This is a genomic window from Microbacterium sp. NPDC078814 (genome assembly GCF_040702645.1).
In the GTDB taxonomy this organism is placed as follows: Bacteria; Actinomycetota; Actinomycetes; order Actinomycetales; family Microbacteriaceae; genus Microbacterium.
The window spans coordinates 72995-89217 of the sequence record NZ_JBFBLT010000001.1 but is presented as its reverse complement, the minus strand read 5'-3'; the positions used below and the strand labels follow the sequence as shown (position 1 = coordinate 89217).

The window sequence follows — 16223 nt, the reverse complement described above, 5'->3', positions numbered from 1 at the left end:
ATGGAGAGCATGTCTTCCACCACTTTCGAGCGCACTCAGCGCGTCGCCGTCCTCGGCGGCGGACCCGGCGGTTACGAGGCGGCCCTGGCGGCCGCCCAGCTCGGAGCGGAGGTCACCCTCGTCGAGCGCGTCGGTGTCGGCGGTTCGGCCGTGCTCACCGACGTCGTGCCGTCGAAGAGCCTCATCGCGACGGCGGACGCCGCGGTCGCCATCTCCGAGGCCAGCGACCTGGGCGTGAACTTCTACGCCAAGGGCGAGAACGGCAAGCCGCTCAAGCCGGAGATCGCCATCAACCTCGCCGCCGTGAACAAGCGCCTCGTGGCGCTGGCCGGTCAGCAGTCCGAGGACATGCGCACCACCCTCCTCGACGCGGGCGTGCGGATCCTCTCCGGTCACGGCCGGCTGGAGGGTCCGAACGCGATCGTCGTCTCCACGGGCGAGCGGGGCACGGACTTCGACCGCGTCGAGGCCGACACCATCGTCGTCGCGGTCGGCGCCTCGCCGCGCGAGCTCGACTCCGCCAAGCCCGACGGCAAGCGCATCCTCACATGGACCCAGCTCTACGACATGAAGGCGCTGCCCGAGCACCTCATCGTCGTCGGCTCCGGCGTGACCGGCGCGGAGTTCGCGTCCGCCTACATGAACCTCGGGGCGAAGGTCACGCTCGTCTCCAGCCGCGAGCAGGTCCTCCCCGGCGAGGACCAGGATGCGGCGCGCGTGCTGGAGAAGGTGTTCAAGCGCGGCGGCATGCAGGTGCTGTCCAAGTCGCGGGCCGAGAAGGTCGAGGTCACAGGTGACGGCGTCACCGTGACCCTGTCGGACGGTCGCACCGTCGAGGGCAGCCACTGCCTCATGGCTGTCGGCTCCATCCCGAACACCGCGGGCATCGGCCTGGAGGAGGCCGGCGTCGAGCTCGACGACTCCGGTCACGTCCGGGTGAACCGCGTCGCGCGCACCTCGGTGCCGAACGTGTACGCGGTCGGGGACTGCACGAACTTCTTCCCTCTGGCCTCGGTGGCCTCGATGCAGGGGCGGACGGCGGTGTTCCACGCGCTGGGGGACATCGTCATCCCCCTCGAGCTCATCAAGATCACCTCCAACATCTTCACGGCGCCGGAGATCGCGACCGTCGGCTACGGCGTCAAGGACGTGGAGGACGGCCTCGCCGACGGCATGGTCTACAAGCTCCCGCTCGCCGCCAACCCGCGCGCGAAGATGATGGGCATCAAGGACGGCTTCGTCAAGCTCATCGCCCGCAAGGGCTCCGGCACGGTGATCGGCGGCGTGATCGTGGCGCCGAAGGCCTCGGAGCTGATCTACCCCATCGCGATCGCGGTCGAGCGTCGCCTCACCGTGGACCAGGTCTCGCGGGTCTTCGCCGCGTACCCCTCGCTCTCGAGCAGCATCACCGACGCGAGCCGCGCGATGCACCTCGTGAACATCTCCTGACCGAGACCCCGCGCAATCGCCGAGACCCCGGGCTGCAGACATCTGCAGCCCGGGGTCTCGGCGTGAAAGCGGGGTCTCGGGGTCAGGAGATCGTGAGGAGCTGGTGGCCGGCGGAGACCGTGGTGCCCGCGGCGGCGTCGATGTTGCCCACCACGCCGTCCTTGTGCGCCTGCAGCGGCTGCTCCATCTTCATCGCCTCCAGGACGACGACGAGGTCGCCCTTGACGACCTGCTGCCCCTCCTCGACCGCGACCTTGACGACCGTGGCCTGCATCGGTGACTTCACCGCGTCACCGGACGCACCGGCGTTGGCGACAGTGGCGTGGCTGCGGCGCGACGGCGGCACGGCCGCCGGGCGGCCGGTGGTGCCGGGCGCGACCGCGACGCGATCGGGCAGGCTGACCTCCAGGCGCTTGCCGCCGACCTCGACGACGACGGTGTGCCGGGCGTTTGCCGGAGCCGGCGTCTCCAGCTCGCCGTCCCACGCGGGGATGTCGTTGTCGAACTCGGTCTCGATCCAGCGCGTGTACACCCCGAACGTCCCGTCCTCGGCCGTGAAGGCGGGGTCGCGGACGACCTTGCGGTGGAAGGGGATGACGGTGGGCAGACCGGCGACCTCGAACTCGTCGAGGGCCCGACGCGCGCGCTCCAGGGCCTCGGCGCGGTCCTTGCCGGTGACGATGATCTTGGCGAGCAGCGAGTCGAACGCGCCGGAGACCGCGTCCCCGGCCGTCACACCGGAGTCGAGGCGGATGCCGGGGCCGCCGAAGGTCTTGAAGACGTGGATGGGACCCGGCTGGGGGAGGAATCCGCGACCCGGGTCCTCGCCGTTGATGCGGAACTCGATGGAGTGGCCCTGCGGCTGGGGGTCGTCGTAATCGATCGTGCCGCCGGCGGCGATGCGGAACTGCTCGCGGACGAGATCGATGCCGGTGACCTCCTCGGACACCGGGTGCTCGACCTGGAGGCGGGTGTTCACCTCGAGGAAGGAGACCGTGCCGTCGGCGCCGATGAGGAACTCGCACGTGCCCGCGCCGACGTAGCCGACCTCCTTGAGGATGGCCTTGGACGCCGAGTAGAGCTTCTCGTTCTGCTCGGGCGTGAGGAACGGGGCCGGTGCCTCCTCCACGAGCTTCTGGTGCCGGCGCTGCAGCGAGCAGTCGCGGGTCGAGATGATGACGACGTTGCCCTCGGCGTCGGCGAGGCACTGGGTCTCGACGTGGCGGGGCTTGTCGAGGTACTTCTCCACGAAGCACTCGCCGCGGCCGAAGGCGGCGACGGCCTCGCGGGTGGCGGATTCGAACAGCTCCTCGACTTCGTCGAGCTCGCGGGCGACCTTGAGGCCGCGTCCGCCGCCGCCGTAGGCCGCCTTGATCGCGATTGGCAGACCGTACTCCTGGGCGAAGGCGACGACCTCGTCGGCACCGGAAACCGGGCCGGGGGTGCCGGGCGCGAGGGGCGCGCCGACCTTCTCGGCCACGTGGCGGGCGGTGACCTTGTCGCCGAGCGCCTCGATCGCCTCCGGGGAGGGGCCGATCCAGATCATCCCGGCGTCGATCACCGCGCGCGCGAATTCGGCGTTCTCTGCGAGGAAGCCATAGCCGGGGTGCACGGCGTCGGCACCGGCGCGGCGGGCGACGGAGAGGATCTTCTCGATCTGGAGGTACGTCTCGGCGCTGGTCGCGCCACCGAGCGCATACGCCTCGTCGGCCAGGCGCACATGCAGCGCGTCCCTGTCCTGGTCGGCGTAGACGGCGACCGAGGCGATCCCGGAGTCACGAGCGGCACGGACGATGCGGACGGCGATCTCGCCGCGGTTGGCGACGAGCACCTTCGCGATTTCAGGCATGGTTGCCAGCCTAGCGAGTAGCATCCCGATACTTTTGACGACTCTCGACAAGAAAGAGGGAAAAACGTGGAGGGGAGTCTACGACCACAGATCCGTCCACCGGACCCCGAGGTCGGCGGTGAGGCGGCGCACGGTGGACAGCGACATGCCCACCACGGTGGAGGGATCGCCCTCGACCCGGGTGATGAAGGCGCCGCCGAGGCTGTCCACGGTGAAGGCCCCGGCGACGTGCAGCGGTTCCCCCGATGCCACGTACGCGGCGATCTCCTCATCGCTGATGTCCTCGGCGAACGTCACAGCGGCCTCCGCGACCGCGGTCGCCTCGACGAGAGCCGCGCCGGGGGAGACACGGAACACGGAGTGCCCGGAGTGCAGCACCCCCGTGGCGCCGCGCATCTCCTGCCACCGGCGCGTGGCCTCCTCCGGCGTGTAGGGCTTGCCGTACACCCGCTCCCCGAGCGCGAACATCGAGTCCCCGCCGATGACGATGCCGTCGAACGCGCCCTCGGCGGCCAGCCGCTCGGCGACGGCCGCGGCCTTGGCGCGGGCGAGCAGCAGCACCAGGTCGGCGGGTGCGACGGGACCCATGCGCTCCTCGGCCGCGGCGGCGAGGGCGTCCTCGTCCACCTCCGGCGACAGCGTGAGGGGTTCGATGCCGGCCTGACGCAGCAGCATGAGCCGGGCGGGGGAGGTGGAGGCGAGGCAGACGCGCATGGAGACCACCGTATCCTCGAAGGATGACTTCCTCCGCAGCCGACGTGCTCGATCTCGACATCACCGGCATCGCCCACGGAGGCACCTTCATCGCCCGTCACGAAGGCCGTGTGATCTTCGTCTCGGACGCGATTCCGGGCGAGCGCGTCCGTGCCCGCCTGCTGGATCCGTCCCCCGCCGCCGGGGAGCCGGACACCCGGAGCTTCTGGCGCGCCGAGACGCTCGAGGTCCTCGACCCCTCCCCGCATCGCCGGCCGCACATCTGGCCGGAGGCGGACGTCGCGCACGACCCCGCCCAGCGACCCGGCGGCGCCGACCTCGGGCACATCGAGCTCGACCACCAGCGCGCGCTCAAGCGACAGGTGCTGGCGGAGGTGTTCGACCGCTTCGCCGGTCCCGGACTCGACGCCCCGGAGATCGAGGCCGTGGAGTCCGGCGACGGGACGGGGTGGCGCACGCGGGTGACCCTGCACGTCGACGATGCCGGGCGGATCGGTCCCTTCGCCGCCCGCAGCCACCGCGTCGTGCCGGTGTCGACCTACCCGCTCGCCCGCCCCGCGATCGCCGAGGCCGCCCTGGCCCTGCAGGGCGAGAAGCCGGGGCGCATCGAGCTCGTGGAGCCCGCGGACGGTCGCGTGCGCATCCTCCGGCACCCCGAGGCCGAGCGCCGGGCGCCCAGGGACCGCCGCCCCCGGCCGAAGCCCGAGGTGGTGCAGGAGCGCGTCGGCGACCGCACGTTCGACGTCGACGCCGGCGGGTTCTGGCAGGTGCACCCCCGCGCCGCCTCCGTCCTCGACGGCGCCGTGTACGGGCTGCTCGACGGACACGTGGAGCCGGACGCGACGCACTACGACCTGTACGGCGGAGTGGGCCTGTTCGCGCGGACTCTCGCGGATCTCGGCGGCACCGACGTCGTGACCGTCGAATCCAGCCGCCGCGCGACGCAGCACGCCGCCGCGAACCTCGCCCCGCTCGACGTGACCGCCGTCACGGCCCGGGTCGACCGCTTCCTGCAGCAGCCGCGGCGCGGGGGCGCGACGGGGGCGGTGGTGCTCGACCCGCCCCGGTCCGGCGCCGGGCGCGCGGTCGTGGAGGGCGTGCATGCGCTGGCTCCGTCCGCGATCGCCTACGTCGCCTGCGACCCTGTCGCCCTCGCGCGCGACCTCGGTACCTTCCGGGGCCTGGGGTGGCAGGTCGACGCGCTCCGCGGGTTCGACCTCTTCCCGCATTCGCATCACTTCGAGGTCGTCGCCCTGCTCACCCGGTGAGCGCATTCCCGGCCCCCGGTCCGCGACTCACTAGGCTGTGGGCATGAGCACCGTCGCCCTCATCGACGACCACGAGTCCGTCCGCCTCGGCCTCGAGGCCGCGTGCGCCAGGGACGGGCAGACCGTCGTGTTCACCGGGAGCACGGTCGGCTCCTACCTCGTGTGGCGGTCCTCCACGGGTGCCCCGCCGGCCGACGTCGTCGTGCTCGACCTGACGCTGGGGGACGGGACGACGGTGACGGAGAACGTCGTGTCCCTCGTCGCCGACGGCGCCAGCGTCGTGATCCACAGCGTCGCCGACCGGCCCGCAGCGGTACGGGAGGCGCTGGCGGCGGGGGCGGCCGGTGTCGTCAGCAAGTCGTCGGCCCTCGACGACGTGCTGGACGCGATCCGCACCGTGGCGCAGGGCGAGGCGCTGAACAACGTCGAGTGGGCGAGTGCGGTCGACGGCGACCGCGCGTTCGCCGATGCCCAGCTGTCCAGCCGCGAGCGGGAGGTGCTGCGTCTGTACGCGACGGGCCTGCCGCTGAAGGCCGTGGCCGAGCGTCTCGGCGTCGCGTACTCCACGGCGAAGGAGAACATCACCCGGATCCGGGTGAAGTACGTCGAGGTCGGTCGGCCGGCGCCCACCAAGGTCGATCTGCTGCGGCGCGCGATGGAGGACGGCATCGTGACGGCCGACGGGGCGCCGAGTGCCCGCTGAGCCGCTGAGCGTCCGCGACGCCTGGAGCAAGATCCCTTCTCCCGGCAGCGCGGAGAACGGCTTCGAGCGGTTCACCGGCAAGCGGATGGAGCGCATCCTCGCGATCGTCGTCGCCCTGGGGTCGGCCGTGCTCGGAGCGCAGGCGCTGATCGCGGCCGTGCAGACGATGTCCCGCGCGGACGCGCCGCACATCTCGATGCTCGTCGCCGTCTTCCTACCGCTGACCGCGATGCTCGTCGCCTGTCTGGTCGGACGCGGCGTGCGCCTGGCCGCGGGGGTGTTCGCCGTCGTGTACGTGCTCGCGCTCGCAGCGTGGCCCGTCGTCGTCGACCCCACGGACAAGGTGGCGGGCGACCAGCCGTGGATCTTCTTCCTCGTGAACGTGGGCGTGGTGGCGGCGATGCTGGCCTTCCCCGTGCGGTTGCAGTTCGCATGGGCCGTCGGCGTGCCCTTCGTCTACGGGTACGTGCGTCTGGTGCAGGGGGAGTTCTCCCGGGAGTTCTGGGTGACGACGGCGTTCGACGTCTCCTTCACGCTGATCCTCGGCGTCGTGATCGTGTCGCTCGGCTGGATGTTCCGTTCGGTCGCCGCGGGCGTGGACGAAGCGCGGGGGACGGCCGTGGCCTCGTATGCCACGGCGGCCGCGGCCGCGGCTGCGGAGGAGGAGAGGGTCGCGATGTCGGCCCTCATGCACGACAGCGTCCTCGCGGCTCTCATCGCCGCCGAGCGCGCGGAGGGCGAGCGGGCACGGGAGCTCGCCGTGGCGATGGCCAGGGAGGCCCTCACGCGGCTCGCGAACACCGAGGCGGCGGTCGCGGAGGAGGGCAGCGACGAGCCGGTGGGGGCCGCGCAGATCGTCGTGGAACTGCGACGAGCACTCTCCGAGCTGGGCGCGGACGCCATCGTGGAGGAGCGCGGCGGCAGCGGCCTCGTCCCGGGGCGGGCCGCGCGGGCCCTCGTGCTCGCCGCCCGCCAGGCGATCGGGAACGCCGTCGCGCACGCCCACGGTCGTGGTCTGCACATCCTCGTCGTCGGTCACGGTGACGAGGGCATCGCCGTGACGATCTCGGACACCGGCGGCGGCTTCGACGTCGACGCCATCGGTCCCGACCGGCTCGGCATCCGCGCCTCGATCCTCGCCCGCATGGCCGGTGTGGCCGGGACCGCGCACATCTCCTCGGATGCGGAAGGCACCGTCGTGACCCTGGGGTGGGAGCGCTCATGAACCGGACCGTCCGCAGCGTCGCCACCTCGCTCGCCGTCGGCTTCGCGCTGTACTTCGTCGCCCGCGGGATCTGGTGGATCGAGCAGCCGACGGCTCCGCTGCTCATGGTCCTCGCCATCGCCGTGTACCTCGTGGTGGTGAACATCGCGATCCTCGGGAGTCCGGTCACGGTGCGCATGCCGTTGTGGTCGGCGCTCCTCGCCCTCGGAGCGAGCGCGGTCATCCCGGTGCTGGTCACCCTCTCGCTGGATCCCGACGATCGGACGGCGCCCTTCGCCACCTGGTACATCGGAGCCCTGGGGCTGCTCGGCATCGTCTGCGTGGTCCGTCGCCGCGCGTGGGCGGGCTGGGCGACGCTGGTCGTGCTCGTCGTCGCCGCCTCCGCCGCCCTCGGGTTCGGAGTGGCGTTGAATCTCGGCGTCGTGGGGTCGATCATGTGGGTCGCGGTCGCCCAGCTCCTGGTGATGTTCTGGGACCGCGCCGTGAGCGACACGGAGCGCCTGTCGGAGATCCAGCAGGCGGTGTCGGCCTGGCACGCGACGCAACGGGTGCGCCAGCGCGAGCGCCGCCTCCGTACCCAGTTCGCCCTCGCGGTCGCCGGCCCCGTCCTCAGCCGGGTGGTGGCGTCACGCGGCCAGCTCGACGAGGACGAGCGGCTGGAGGCGCGGCTCGCCGAGGGGCGCCTCCGCGACGAGCTGCGCGGGGCGGACCTGCTGAACGACGACGTCCGCAACGCGATCGATGCCGCCCGCCGTCGCGGCGCCTCGGTGACCGTGTTCGACGAGGGCGGACTCGACGGCGTCGACGAGGGCCGCCGCATGGAGATCCGCGACGAGCTCGCGTCGGTGCTCCGCAGCGCCGGGACGGGGCGCATCATCATCCGCTCCGCACGAGACCCGCTCGTCGCCGTCACCGTCGTCGGTCGCGCGGGTCTGCGGGCATCGGACGACGATTCCGTGGACCTATGGCACGAGATCACGAGGGAGCGGCGCGGGACGACGTCCGACGCGCGGAGATGAGAGTGGGCGAGGGGCGGCGAATCCGCCTGCCCCTCGCCGTGCGGACAGTTACCCGAAAACCGTCCGCTGGTGGCCGATCAGCGTCTGTCTACCCTGGGACAGAGAGACCAGCCGAACGCGAAGCGTCTCCTCTAGTCTGCGGTCCCGAGCAACGGTTGTCTGTAGGTATTTTGGGGGACAAGATCCGGGCCGGAACTCAGCCGGCGAAACGTCCCCAGGGGATGTCCCGGCGCAGGGGCCGGCGCAGCGGACGCTGGGTGCGGGTCCACGCGGAGACCCGCGGCTCCTCGACCGTCGCCTCCGCCTGCTCGTTCGCATAGGCGTCCCCCAGAACCGCGATGAGGGCAGCGAGCTCCTCCTCGTTCGCGGTGCCGCGGGTGACCTCCAGCATCACGGGCGCAGGCGCCGCCCCGTCGACGGCGGGTTCCTGGCCGCTCACAGCGGGATGTTCCCGTGCTTCTTCGGGGGCAGCTCGGCACGCTTGCCCCGCAACGCCCGGAGAGCCTTCGCGATGGCCACCCGCGTGTTCGCCGGCTCGATGATCCCGTCGAGCTCGCCGCGCTCGGCCGCGAGGAAGGGCGAGGCCACGTTGTACGTGTACTCGTTCGCGAGGCGCGTGCGGACCGCCGCCACGTCTTCGCCCGCTTCCTCCGCCTTGCGGATCTCCCCGCGGTAGAGGATGTTGACGGCGCCCTGTCCGCCCATCACGGCGATCTCGGCGGTCGGCCAGGCGAGGTTCACGTCGGCGCCGAGCTGCTTCGACCCCATGACGATGTACGCGCCGCCGTAGGCCTTGCGGAGGATGACGGTCACGAGCGGCACGGTGGCCTCCGCGTACGCGTAGAGGAGCTTGGCGCCGCGGCGGATGACGCCGGTCCACTCCTGGTCGGTGCCCGGGAGGTAGCCGGGGACGTCGACGAGGGTCACGATGGGGACCGAGAACGCGTCGCAGAAGCGCACGAACCGGCTCGCCTTCTCGCCGGCCTCGATGTTGAGCGTTCCCGCCATCTGGGACGGCTGGTTGGCGATGATGCCGACCGAGCGGCCCTCGATGCGTCCGAAGCCGATGACGATGTTCGGGGCGAACAGCGGCTGCACCTCGAGGAAGTCGCCGTCGTCGACGACGTGCTCGATCACGGTGTGGATGTCGTACGGCTGGTTCGGGGAGTCCGGGATGAGCGTGTTGAGCGTGCGGTCCGCGTCGGTGGTCTCGAACTCGAACGCGCTCTCGTACGAGGGCAGCTCCGCCATGTTGTTGTCCGGCAGGAAGCCGAGGAGCGTGCGGGCGTAGTCGATCGCGTCGTCCTCGTCCTCGGCCAGGTAGTGCGCGACCCCGGAGCGGGTGTTGTGCGTGTAGGCGCCGCCGAGCTCCTCCATGCCGACGTCCTCGCCGGTGACGGTCTTGATCACGTCGGGTCCGGTGACGAACATCTGGCTGGTCTTGTCGACCATGATGACGAAGTCGGTGAGGGCGGGGGAGTAGACCGCGCCGCCGGCCGCCGGGCCCATGATGATCGAGATCTGCGGGATCACGCCCGAGGCGCGGGTGTTGAGGCGGAAGATCTCGCCGTACTTGCCGAGGGCGACGACGCCCTCCTGGATCCGCGCGCCGCCGGAGTCGAGGATGCCGATGCAGGGCATGCCGCCCGCCAGGGCGAACTCCATGATCTTGACGATCTTCTCCCCGGCGACCTCGCCCAGCGAGCCGCCGAACGTCGAGAAGTCCTGCGAGTACACGGCGACCGTGCGGCCGTGGATGGTGCCGACGCCGGTCACCACGGAGTCGCCGTACGGACGCGAGCGATCCATGCCGAACGCGGTGGTGCGGTGCCGCACGTACTCGTCGAACTCGACGAAGCTGCCGGGATCGACGAGGAGTTCGATGCGCTCGCGGGCGGTCATCTTGCCCTTGGCGTGCTGCTTCTCCTTCGCCTTGGCCTCGGCGTCGACGACGGCCTCGGTGTAGCGAGCGCGCAGGTCCGCGATCTTTCCGGCGGTGGTAAAGGGGTCGGGCTTGTCCGTCACGGATTCCACCCTAGCGTCGGCTCCGCGCCGTCCGTTGGATGATCGGCACAACGGGGCGGCGGATCCTTTGGCGAGGTGCGCGCTCGCTCACCCCGCGGTCGTGTCGGAACCCGGTCGCGGCGGCAACCCGTGATCGCCATCGGTGGGACCGGCGTCGAGCTCTTCCGAGGGGTGCTCGCGTCGGCGACCAGCGATCTCGCCGACGCGGTGCCCGACCCATCCCGCGCCGCGCGCCACGGTGCCCGCGGCTCCCGCGACCGCGTTGCCGGCGTAGCGCGCTCCGCGCAGCATCCGCAGCTCGACCTTCTCGGCGCCGGGTACGGGCTCCAGCTCCGCGGGGAGGGTGAGCGGTGCGGCTCCGAAGGCCCGGTGCGAGGTGGTGAGGACCCGGCGTCCGAGGATGTGGTTGCCCGCGCCGCCGATCGCCGCGCCGATGCCGAACGGCATCGCCTTGCCGAGGAACGATGCCCCGCCCTTGGCCGCGAACTGCTTCACGAACATCCCCTTGAGCTGGTCCACGAGCGGTCCCACGGCGGCGCGGGGGAGCGACTTCGTCACCAGCTCGCCCCAGTACGCGGATCGGCTGCTGCCGCGGCCGGTGACCTGCCGGGCGAGCTGTCCGACGAGGTCGACGCCCTCCTTACCGAGCATGAGGGTCATGACGAGAGCGCGTGCGCGGTCGGGGTTGCCGACGGCGATGCCGTGCACCTCGGCGACCGACTGCGCGAAGAGGGCGGTGGATTCCACGAACCCAACGGTCTCGACGCCGGAGAGGGCGAGCGTGATGCCCGTGCCGATACCGGGGACCACGGCGGTCGCCCCCACCGCGGCCCCGCCCGTCGTGACGGCTGCGAGATAGCGGCGCTCCAGGATCCGGATGATCTCGTCGGGGGTCGCGTGCGGGTTGCGCAGCCGGATGCTGCGGATGTGGGCGAGGACCAGCGGGCGCTGTATAGAGAGCACCCGATCGAGCCCACGGACCATCATCGGGTGCTCGGGGGAGCCGACCGGGGGCACGCCCTTGTCCCACGGGGCGTCGTCCGGCAGGGAGTGGATCTTGTGCACCTTGGGGGCCATGTGCCGATCCTATGAAGCGCGACCGCGAAAACACCGAGAGCCCCGGTCCGTGGCGGAACGGGGCTCTCGGAGGGGAGCGTCACACGAAGAGGTTCGCTCGCTCCAGGTCTTCCGCGAAGTCGACCTCGACCGCGTACAGGTCGGAGACATCCATCGGCTCGAGCAGCAGGCCGTCTTCGGCGATCGCCAGCTCGAGACCGCGCTCGAAGTAGTCCTGATCCTCGACCCGCTGCAGCTGGCGCATGAACGCCTTCTTGAAGCCGGAGGAGATGTAGTTGATGCCGACCGCCTCGCCGAGGCCGCCCTTGACGGACTTCGACAGCTCCTTGATGAAGCCCTCCGCGGTGACGGTGTACTTCACCTCTTCGTCGCTGACCTTGGCGGTGTTGACGGTGACGAACGACTGGTCGCGCTCGATGTACGCGGCCGCGCGGCCGAGGATCATCGGGTCGAAGACGACATCGCCGTTCATCCACAGCACACCGCTCCTGCCGGTGGCGCCCAGGGCGCGCAGGAGGCTCTTCGAGGTGTTCGTCTCGTCGTAGCGGTCGTTGTGGACGTAGTTCACGGAGGGGAAGGCCTCGATGATCGTCTCCGCGCGGTAGCCCACCACCGTGGTGATGCGGGCGTCGGAGCCGAAGGCGGCGCGGATGTTGTCGTGCTGCTGGCCCATGATCGTGCGGCCGTCGCTGAGCTCGGTGAGCGGCTTGGGCAGCGCGCGGCCGAGGCGGGAGCCCATGCCCGCGGCGAGGATGACGGTCTGAAGAGTCACGAATACTCCTAAAGGAAGTTGTGTTCACGGCCGGTTCACCGACCAGACACTTCGTCGTGCCGGGAAACATGGTAGCGATTCCCCCTGGAAAGCCCGGGGCCAGGTGGGCCCCGTTGCCATTTCGTGACCGAGTACACACGCAACGCACAGGGACGACAACCCCCTTGCAAAACCGGCGGAGAAGGGGTTCAGGCGGCGGAATCGCGCGTGGGGCCTTGGCTCTCAGCCACCCGTTGATACCGTAGGACGGTGACTTCCTCCCCTGATGACCCCACCCCCCAGGCAGAGGGAGCCGAGACTCCGGCCGAGGCCCCCGCGCCCGTTCGGAAGCCGGCCGCCAAGAGGCCCGCCTCGTCCTCTGCCGCAGCGAAGAAGGCGGCCGCGACCTCGACCGCCGGCACGTCCGCCGCGGACGCGTCGACGGCGAAGAAGAAGACCGCGGCGAAGACCTCGATGGCGAAGACCCCTGCGGCGAAGACCTCGATGGCGAAGACCCCTGCGGCGAAGACCGCGAGCGCGAAGTCGACGAGCGCGAAGACCGCGGCCTCGACGTCCACCGCTGCGAAGTCCCCGGCGGCGAAGACCCCTGCGGCGAAGACCGCGAGCGCGAAGTCGCCTGCGGCGAAGGCCACCGGTGCGACGTCGACCTCAGGCAAGACCGCGGGTGCGAAGGCCGCTTCGGCGAAGACCACCACGACGAAGTCCTCCACGACGAAGTCGTCCACGACGAAGTCGTCCGCGGCGGCGAAGGCACCCGCGGCGAAGTCTCCCGCGGCGAAGAAGCCGGCCGCCGCGCCGACCAAGGCCGCGGCCGAGAAGGCGGCCCCCTCGTCCGAGGTCGTGGTGGAGCCCACGCCCGCAGCGAGCGTGGATCCCGCCGCTGCGCGCACGGCCTCCGCAGCCCGAACGGCCGCGATGAAGAACACCGCGGCGCGCACCACCGGCTCGAAGCGTCCGTCCGCGACGACCACGAAGCCGAGCACGGCTGCCGCCAGGACGACGGCCGCCAAGACCGCTGCGGCCAAGGCCGCGGCGGCGAAGACGGCCGCCGCGAAGGCATCGGCGGCCAAGACGACGGCCAAGACCACCGCCGCCAAGACCGCGGCGGCGAAGGCGGCCGCGGCCAAGGCGGCTGCCGCGAAAGCCGCGGAAGCAGAGGCGGCGGAAGCACAGGCCGCGGACGCCGAGGTCGCTGCGGAGACGCAGCCGGAGGACTCCGGCGCCGTGTCGTCGCCGACCGCGTCCGCAGAGGCCATCGACACCGCCTCAGCCGAGACGGCGTCGGACGACGGAACCGCCGAAGCTGCGACGCTCGTCGAGGACCCCGCGGTCACCGAGGACCGTGCCACGGAGCCCGCCGTCGAGGTATCCGACACCGCTCTGCCGGTGACGACGGAGCCCGCGCCCGAAGACGGCCGCGTCGCGGAGGTCGAGATCGTCGAGGTGGTCGACGCGGTGATCGCCGAGGAGCCGCCGGCGGAAGCCGATGACGACGCGGCGGCGGAGCCCGGCACCGAGGCCATCCGCATCCGCGGCCTCGTGAAGCAGTTCGGCGAGAACCGCGCGGTCGACGGCATCGACCTCACGGTGCCCGCGGCCTCCTTCTACGGCATCGTGGGGCCGAACGGCGCCGGCAAGACCACGACCCTGTCGATCGTCGCCGGCCTCCTGCGCGCCGACGAGGGCAGCGTCCTCATCTGCGGCATCGACCAGGCGACCGACCCGCTCGCTGCGAAGCGCGTGATGGGCGTGCTGCCCGACCGGCTGCGCACCTTCGACCGCCTCACCGGGCGTCAGCTGCTCTATTACTACGGACTGCTCCGCGGGCTCGCCGCCGACGTCATCGAGAAGCGCACCGGCGACCTCGCCAGGGCCTTCGACCTCGGCGACGCCCTGAACCGGGTGGTGTCCGATTACTCGGCCGGCATGACGAAGAAGATCATGCTCGCGGGCGCGATGATCCACTCGCCCCGCGTGCTCGTCCTCGACGAGCCGTTCGAGTCCGTCGACCCCGTGTCGTCCGCCGTGATCCTCGACATCCTGCGGGCGTACGTGTCGCACGGTGGCACGGTGATCCTGTCGAGCCACGGCATGGACCTCGTGGAGCGCGTGTGCTCCCGGGTGGCGATCATCGTGAACGGCGAGGTGCTCGCCGAGGGCACGATCGACGAGGTGCGCGCGGGCCAGACGCTCGAGTCCCGATTCGTGGAGCTCGCGGGCTCCAGCGGCGAGGTGGAGGGGCTCGAGTGGCTGCACACGTTCTCCGACTGAGGTTCGCGCTCCTCCTGGGCGCTCTGCGCGGGGAACACCGGGTGCGCACCCTGCTCTCCTTCGGCGCGGTGATCGCGGTCACCGTGGTGGTGTGCGTGGCGGTGTTCAGCCTCGGCGGCGCCCCCGTCCCGGTATCCAAGGCGGTGACGGTGCTCGGCGGGGCGGCCGTCCTGCTCGGCTTCCTCGTGGGGCCGCTGCTCGTGGGGGCCGTCGACCAGCTCGATCCGCGGCGCTTCGCGGTGTTCGGCGTCGACGAGCGGAAGATGCCCTGGGTGCTCGCGATCGCGTCGCTCGTCAGCGTCCCGAGCCTCGCACTCCTCGCGGTCTACATCAGCGTGACCGTCGTCGCGATCAGGGCCGGCGCGCCGTGGCTCCCGGCCGTCCTCCTGGCGCTGATGGGGCTGCTGTCGACCATCCTCCTCTCGCGGGTGGGGATGGCGCTCAACGCGCTCCTGCTTCCGGAGCGCCGCTCCCGGGAGCTGACCGCGTTGTTCGCCCTCGCCCTGATCGTCATCGCGTTCCCCGTCGCCGTGTTCCTCGGCTCCCTCCGCTGGGACGGCGAGGTGCCGGCATCGCTGGCGACCCTGACCTCCGTGATCGGCTTCACCCCGCTCGCCGCCTCCCCGGCGGCGATGTTCGCGGCGGCGGAAGGGGAGACGGCCGCGGCCTGGGTCAGCGGCCTCGTGGCCGTCGTCACCCTGGCCCTGCTGTGGCTCGCCTGGACCTGGTTCGTGCGTCGCCTGCTCACCACGACCGAGCGTCCGGTGGCGGCACGGGAACGGAGCGGACTCGGCTGGTTCGGTCTCCTGCCCTCGAACGCCTTCGGCGCCATCGCGGCGCGGAGCCTCGTGTACTGGCTGCGCGACCGCCGGTACATCATGAACATCATCGTGGTGCCGGTGGCCGGCGTGCTCACCGTGTTCCCCCTCATCGTCGCGGGTGTGCCGGTCGAGATCGCCGCCCTCGTGCCCGTGCCCGTCATGGCCCTGTTCTTCGGCTGGCTGCCCCACAACGACGTCGCCTATGATTCCACGGCCCTGTGGACCCACGTCGCGAGCGGCGTCCGCGGTCTTCCCGACCGTCTCGGGCGCCTCGTGCCGGTGCTGCTCGTCGCCGTCCCCGTGCTGGCGATCGCGGTGCCGCTCTCGCTGCTCCTCGCCGGTCGGTGGAGCCTCCTCCTGCCGCTCGTCGGTCTCGGAGCGAGTCTGCTGTTCAGCGCCCTCGGGATCTCGAGCGTGGTGTCCGTGGTCGCGCCCTACGCGGTCTCCCGCCCGGGGGACAGCCCGTTCCAGCAGCCGCAGCGGCCGACGTCCCGCGGCGTGTACGGGCCCGCTGCGGCGTTCCTCGGCGCGATCGTGCTGAGTGTGCCGACGATGTGGCTGTTCGCGGCGAGCATCGTCGCCGATTCCGGCTACGCGCCCGCGGCGTTCTGGGTCGGCATCCTCACCGGGATCGCGGTGTTCCTCGGGGGAGCCGTGCTCGGCGGCCGCATCTTCGAGCGCAGCGGCGAACGTCTGATGGAGTTCGTCGAGACCGCGTGAGACCGCCCCGCCGAGGGGGAGACGCGGCTAGAATCGCGGGATGAGTACTCCGCTGGACAGCCCCGATCAGGGCGGCGTGGCAACGCTTGATCGCGAACTGGAAGAACTCCTCCGCGAGGAGAACATCGAACCGGGCGACCACGAGCGCTTCTCGCACTACGTCAAGAAGGACAAGATCCTCGAGTCGGCGATCACGGGCAAGCCCGTCCGCGCCCTCTGCGGCAAGAAGTGGACGCCGGGCCGCGACCCCGAGAAGTTCCCGATCTGCCCGACGTGCAAGGAGATCTACGAGTCGATGGTCCGCTGACCC

15 protein-coding genes are annotated in these 16223 nt (G+C 71.2%); 8 read left to right on the top strand and 7 right to left on the bottom strand.

What is annotated here, in order from left to right:
* Positions 1–1449, top strand: coding sequence for an NAD(P)H-quinone dehydrogenase (locus tag AB0300_RS00475; protein WP_025105680.1), 1449 nt, complete (start codon positions 1–3; stop codon positions 1447–1449).
* A gap of 82 nt (positions 1450–1531) precedes the next feature.
* Here the strand turns inward: AB0300_RS00475 and AB0300_RS00470 are convergent, their stop codons facing one another.
* Positions 1532–3298, bottom strand: coding sequence for a biotin carboxylase N-terminal domain-containing protein (locus AB0300_RS00470; protein ID WP_062764710.1), 1767 nt, complete (start codon positions 3296–3298; stop codon positions 1532–1534).
* A gap of 78 nt (positions 3299–3376) precedes the next feature.
* Positions 3377–4012, bottom strand: coding sequence for a Maf family protein (locus tag AB0300_RS00465; protein ID WP_062766938.1), 636 nt, complete (start codon positions 4010–4012; stop codon positions 3377–3379).
* A 23-nt stretch (positions 4013–4035) separates the two neighbouring features.
* On the opposite strand from AB0300_RS00465, the gene AB0300_RS00460 reads away from it, so the two are divergent.
* From AB0300_RS00460 to AB0300_RS00445, 4 genes are read left to right on the top strand one after another with little or no spacing between them, the layout of a single operon-like run.
* Positions 4036–5280, top strand: coding sequence for a TRAM domain-containing protein (locus AB0300_RS00460; protein WP_366215266.1), 1245 nt, complete (start codon positions 4036–4038; stop codon positions 5278–5280).
* A 43-nt stretch (positions 5281–5323) separates the two neighbouring features.
* Positions 5324–5983: a response regulator transcription factor gene (locus AB0300_RS00455; RefSeq protein WP_060923517.1), complete on the top strand. Its 660-nt coding sequence runs from the start codon at positions 5324–5326 to the stop codon at positions 5981–5983.
* Positions 5973–7208 carry an ATP-binding protein gene (locus AB0300_RS00450; RefSeq protein ID WP_025105329.1) on the top strand — a complete coding sequence of 412 codons (1236 nt, stop codon included), beginning with the start codon at positions 5973–5975 and terminating at the stop codon, positions 7206–7208. Before AB0300_RS00455 ends, AB0300_RS00450 begins: the two co-directional genes overlap by 11 nt.
* Entirely contained in the window at positions 7205–8227 is a 1023-nt protein-coding gene (locus AB0300_RS00445; protein WP_025105328.1) for a hypothetical protein, read from the top strand. Before AB0300_RS00450 ends, AB0300_RS00445 begins: the two co-directional genes overlap by 4 nt.
* Before the next feature lie 196 nt (positions 8228–8423).
* Here the strand turns inward: AB0300_RS00445 and AB0300_RS00440 are convergent, their stop codons facing one another.
* The 5 genes from AB0300_RS00440 to AB0300_RS00420 all read right to left on the bottom strand — a co-directional run bounded on the left by AB0300_RS00440 (position 8424) and on the right by AB0300_RS00420 (position 13042).
* Entirely contained in the window at positions 8424–8666 is a 243-nt protein-coding gene (locus tag AB0300_RS00440) for an acyl-CoA carboxylase subunit epsilon (RefSeq protein WP_253247416.1), read from the bottom strand.
* A complete protein-coding gene (locus tag AB0300_RS00435) occupies positions 8663–10261 on the bottom strand; it encodes an acyl-CoA carboxylase subunit beta (RefSeq protein WP_025105326.1) in 1599 nt (532 codons plus the stop codon). Before AB0300_RS00435 ends, AB0300_RS00440 begins: the two co-directional genes overlap by 4 nt.
* Positions 10262–10339: 78 nt before the next feature.
* Entirely contained in the window at positions 10340–11329 is a 990-nt protein-coding gene (locus AB0300_RS00430) for a hypothetical protein (protein ID WP_366215265.1), read from the bottom strand.
* A gap of 79 nt (positions 11330–11408) precedes the next feature.
* On the bottom strand, positions 11409–12101 hold the full coding sequence (locus tag AB0300_RS00425; protein ID WP_025105324.1) for an NTP transferase domain-containing protein: 693 nt from the start codon (positions 12099–12101) through the stop codon (positions 11409–11411).
* A 188-nt stretch (positions 12102–12289) separates the two neighbouring features.
* Entirely contained in the window at positions 12290–13042 is a 753-nt protein-coding gene (locus AB0300_RS00420) for a hypothetical protein (protein WP_366215264.1), read from the bottom strand.
* Here AB0300_RS00420 and AB0300_RS00415 point away from each other — a divergent pair.
* Genes AB0300_RS00415 through AB0300_RS00405 form a run of 3 tightly spaced genes read left to right on the top strand, consistent with a single transcriptional unit; the run spans position 13017 to position 16220 of the window.
* The gene (locus tag AB0300_RS00415; protein WP_366215263.1) at positions 13017–14372 is read left to right on the top strand and encodes an ABC transporter ATP-binding protein; all 1356 of its coding nucleotides are present in this window, start codon (positions 13017–13019) and stop codon (positions 14370–14372) included. The genes AB0300_RS00420 and AB0300_RS00415 overlap by 26 nt on opposite strands.
* A complete protein-coding gene (locus AB0300_RS00410; protein ID WP_366215262.1) occupies positions 14348–15913 on the top strand; it encodes a hypothetical protein in 1566 nt (521 codons plus the stop codon). Before AB0300_RS00415 ends, AB0300_RS00410 begins: the two co-directional genes overlap by 25 nt.
* 40 nt (positions 15914–15953) lie before the next feature.
* Positions 15954–16220, top strand: a complete 267-nt coding sequence (locus AB0300_RS00405) for a DUF3039 domain-containing protein (RefSeq protein WP_025105320.1) — start codon at positions 15954–15956, stop codon at positions 16218–16220.
* Positions 16221–16223 lie beyond the last annotated feature (3 nt).

Excerpts from the sequence above, each read along its gene's own strand:
- AB0300_RS00405 (WP_025105320.1), top strand. The coding sequence starts at position 15,954 with ATGAGTACTCCGCTGGACAGCCCCGATCAGGGCGGCGTGGCAACGCTT.
- AB0300_RS00470 (WP_062764710.1), bottom strand. The coding sequence starts at position 3,298 with ATGCCTGAAATCGCGAAGGTGCTCGTCGCCAACCGCGGCGAGATCGCC.
- AB0300_RS00460 (WP_366215266.1), top strand. The coding sequence starts at position 4,036 with ATGACTTCCTCCGCAGCCGACGTGCTCGATCTCGACATCACCGGCATC.
- AB0300_RS00445 (WP_025105328.1), top strand. The coding sequence starts at position 7,205 with ATGAACCGGACCGTCCGCAGCGTCGCCACCTCGCTCGCCGTCGGCTTC.
- AB0300_RS00475 (WP_025105680.1), top strand. The coding sequence starts at position 1 with ATGGAGAGCATGTCTTCCACCACTTTCGAGCGCACTCAGCGCGTCGCC.
- AB0300_RS00430 (WP_366215265.1), bottom strand. The coding sequence starts at position 11,329 with ATGGCCCCCAAGGTGCACAAGATCCACTCCCTGCCGGACGACGCCCCG.
- AB0300_RS00415 (WP_366215263.1), top strand. The coding sequence starts at position 13,017 with ATGAAGAACACCGCGGCGCGCACCACCGGCTCGAAGCGTCCGTCCGCG.
- AB0300_RS00465 (WP_062766938.1), bottom strand. The coding sequence starts at position 4,012 with ATGCGCGTCTGCCTCGCCTCCACCTCCCCCGCCCGGCTCATGCTGCTG.
- AB0300_RS00455 (WP_060923517.1), top strand. The coding sequence starts at position 5,324 with ATGAGCACCGTCGCCCTCATCGACGACCACGAGTCCGTCCGCCTCGGC.